This is a genomic window from Bacillus sp. 05T31, from assembly GCF_056396725.1.
Window position 1 is genome coordinate 1 of sequence record NZ_JBFTMA010000551.1, and the last position, 3,054, is coordinate 3,054.

The 3,054-nt window shown below is 38.4% G+C and carries 4 protein-coding genes; all 4 read right to left on the reverse strand.

Annotation, left to right across the window (positions count from 1 at the left end):
- On the reverse strand, nt 1-1,439 hold a 1,439-nt coding region (locus AC1DJR_RS23960; RefSeq protein ID WP_477003671.1), incomplete at its 3' end, for a spore germination protein.
- Nucleotides 1,426-1,995 carry a stage V sporulation protein SpoVABEA gene (gene spoVAEA, locus AC1DJR_RS23965; RefSeq protein ID WP_193645000.1) on the reverse strand — a complete coding sequence of 190 codons (570 nt, stop codon included), beginning with the start codon at nt 1,993-1,995 and terminating at the stop codon, nt 1,426-1,428. The genes spoVAEA and AC1DJR_RS23960, both read right to left, overlap by 14 nt.
- Before the next feature lie 5 nt (nt 1,996-2,000).
- Nucleotides 2,001-2,351 (reverse strand): stage V sporulation protein AE, encoded by a 351-nt coding sequence (gene spoVAE / locus AC1DJR_RS23970; RefSeq protein WP_002192610.1) that lies wholly within the window; start codon nt 2,349-2,351, stop codon nt 2,001-2,003.
- 3 nt (nt 2,352-2,354) lie between these two features.
- On the reverse strand, nt 2,355-3,054 hold a 700-nt coding region (locus AC1DJR_RS23975), incomplete at its 5' end, for a beta-ketoacyl-[acyl-carrier-protein] synthase family protein (protein ID WP_477003672.1).

Genomic DNA, 3,054 nt, shown 5'->3' on the forward strand with positions numbered 1-3,054 from the left:
ATACTTGGACGAACCTTTAAACTAGACATAGTTGGACGAAGTAAAATTTTCGTTAACGCGCCCCAATCAAACGGTAAAAACGGCCATAAATACGGTGTTTGCAARCTTYTTATAGATGTTAAAAAYAGAATCAAYATCGTCATTCCAATGACAAATCCCATTTCATGAAATATACCYGTYAAAATAATRACAAATAATTTTCCAATCTTATTCCCAAGCCCCAACTCATAACTTGGCGTWGCAAATGAYCCAATCATAGAAACCGCTACATACAAAATAACTTCTGGTACAAACAAACCTACATCAATTGCAATTTGGCCAATTAATATGGCAGAAATTAATCCTGCTGCAGACGACAATGATGTCGGTGTATGAATAGCAGCCATCCTTAAAAATTCGAGTCCGATTTCCGCCATCAAAACTTGTAATAAAATTGGTAAATGTGTCATCTTATTCGGTCCAATGAAAGCAAGGCTTTCAGGCAAAAGAGTTGGATCAAATACAAAGACTAACCAAAACGGCAATAAGAATAACGAAAATATAACACCTAAAAAACGTACCCAACGTAAAAATGTACCTACAGCGGGATTTTGTCTAAACTCCTCTGCATGCTGTAAATGGTGGAAATATGTTGTTGGCGTAATCATAACACTTGGTGATGTATCAACGAGCACTAGCACGTGTCCTTCTAATAGATGATTTGCTGCTACATCCGGCCTTTCTGTATATCGAATAAGCGGGAAGGGATTATAGCTTTGCTTGACTACAAATTCTTCTACTGTTTTATCCGCCATCGTAATCCCGTCTACATCAATGTTATTTAATTCTTGTTTTATAATCTTTACTAAATCTGTGTTTGCAACATCTTGTACATATGTAATACAAATATCCGTTTGCGATCTATCTCCTACTCGAATCATTTCATTTCGAAGACGTGGATCGCGTATCCTTCTACGAATTAACGCTGTATTTACAACGATATTTTCAACAAATCCATCCCTTGCACCACGCACTACCTTTTCTGTATCTGGTTCTGTCGGTGTCCGGCCCGGATAACTACGAACATCTATTGCGAACGCTTCCGTTTCACCTTCCACAAATATAACAATGAGTCCTGATAATACTTGGAGCATTACATCATCCATCGTTTTTACTTTACTTACTTGTTGATGAATTAAACGATTCTCTAAAAGCTTTACTGTATCTTCTTCTACATCCCTTATTTCATTTGTATCCACCGCTTCTTCTAAAATAGGGATAATATAATTCGTATCACAAAGTCCATTTACAAATAACACACCAATTTCTTTATTTAAAATTTGAAATTTACGAATACCAACATCGTATGTAACACCAAGTCCAACTGTTTGCTTTAAATAATTTTCATTATCACTTAAAAAAGATGAAATCGGGATATTCACTTTTTTAGGCTTCGTCATAAAAGCCACTCCTTTCCAAAATTAATTGAATCGCTTTTCTAGTAATAGGTGATCCTCTCTCCCATTCATCATTTCCGCACATCTTGCCAATATCACCGACCCCCACAATGACAGGAACATTCAGATCATCTAAACAATAAATCGTATCCCCACTAATCCTGCCAATGTCACCATCTGGGAGTCCAAATTTATCAACGCCGTATTCTGTCAAATTCCCATTCCGATCTACACTTACATCTACACGTGCCCATTCCCAATGATGTGTATTAGATGCTACTGCTAAAATACCCAGTACATCAACTTGCTTATGTGTTGCGACATACTTTAACGCCTTTTCACCAGATCCTTCTCCTATAAATCCGCTGTCATCAAACATGACAAATACAGGGTCATATGGCGTTTGCATAATAAGCTCAACAACTTTCTTCCCTGTCAATTTGGTCGGATTACTTTGCGATGCTGAAATACACCTCCCCCCAAATTCCTTTGTTAACAGCTCAATTGTCCGCTTTGCATATTCATCTCCATCTGTGACCAAAACAACCCTTCGTCTCATTTGATTTATCCTTTCGGTTTACATATAAGTGCAACAAAAAATGAAAATAATATCGCTGCTGAAATCCCCGCAGACGTTAAGCTAAACATACCGATTCCAATYCCTAAATATCCATGTTTTTCTGCCGCATGCATTGCCCCGTGCAATAGTGAGTGTCCAAAACTTGTAATAGGGACTGTTGCCCCAGCACCTGCAAATTTTATAAGCTTATCGTACAATCCGAATCCGTCTAAAATAGCTCCGGCGACTACAAAAGTTGCCATTAAATGTGCCGGTGTTAACTTTGCGAAATCTAGCAGCACTTGTCCAATTACACAAATAGCTCCTCCTACAAGAAATGCATATACAAAATCCACAATTCACTCTCCTTTAACGCTTTCAAACACAACACCATGCGCAATCGTTGGAATCGTTTCCTTCTGTTGCATCATCATCGGGCTTAATAAAGCTCCAGTTGCAACGACAAAAATTCTTTGTAAATTCCCTTTTTGCATTTCACGCAATAAATGGCCGTATGTTACAACAGCTGAACAAGCACAACCACTGCCCCCTGCAAACACTTCTTCTTGATTTGAATTGTAAATCATTAATCCACAATCATTGTATACATTCCCCAAATCATACCCTTCCTCAAGTAAAAGTTGTTTCGCAATTGGTGTCCCAACAGCCGATAAATCACCAGTAACAATAAGATCATAATCAGCTGCACTTCTTCTCAAATCTTCAAAATGTTGTTGAATTGTATGAGCAGCAGCTGGTGCCATCGCTGATCCCATATCTAAAGGATTAGCAATTCCTAAATCTTGCACTTTACCAATTGTTGCTGCTGTTATTTTAATTGCACTCTCCTCATTGCTAATTAATATTGACCCTGCTCCGGTAACAGTTGAGTTTGCTGTCCCTGGCTTTTGTCCTCCGTATTCTGTTGGGGAACGAAATTGTCTTTCAGCCGTCGCATTATGACTACTTACTGTAGCTAAAATACGATTCGCAAATCCACCATCTATAAAAGCTGATCCAATCGCCAACGTTTCCATTGACGTCGCACAAGCGCTGAAC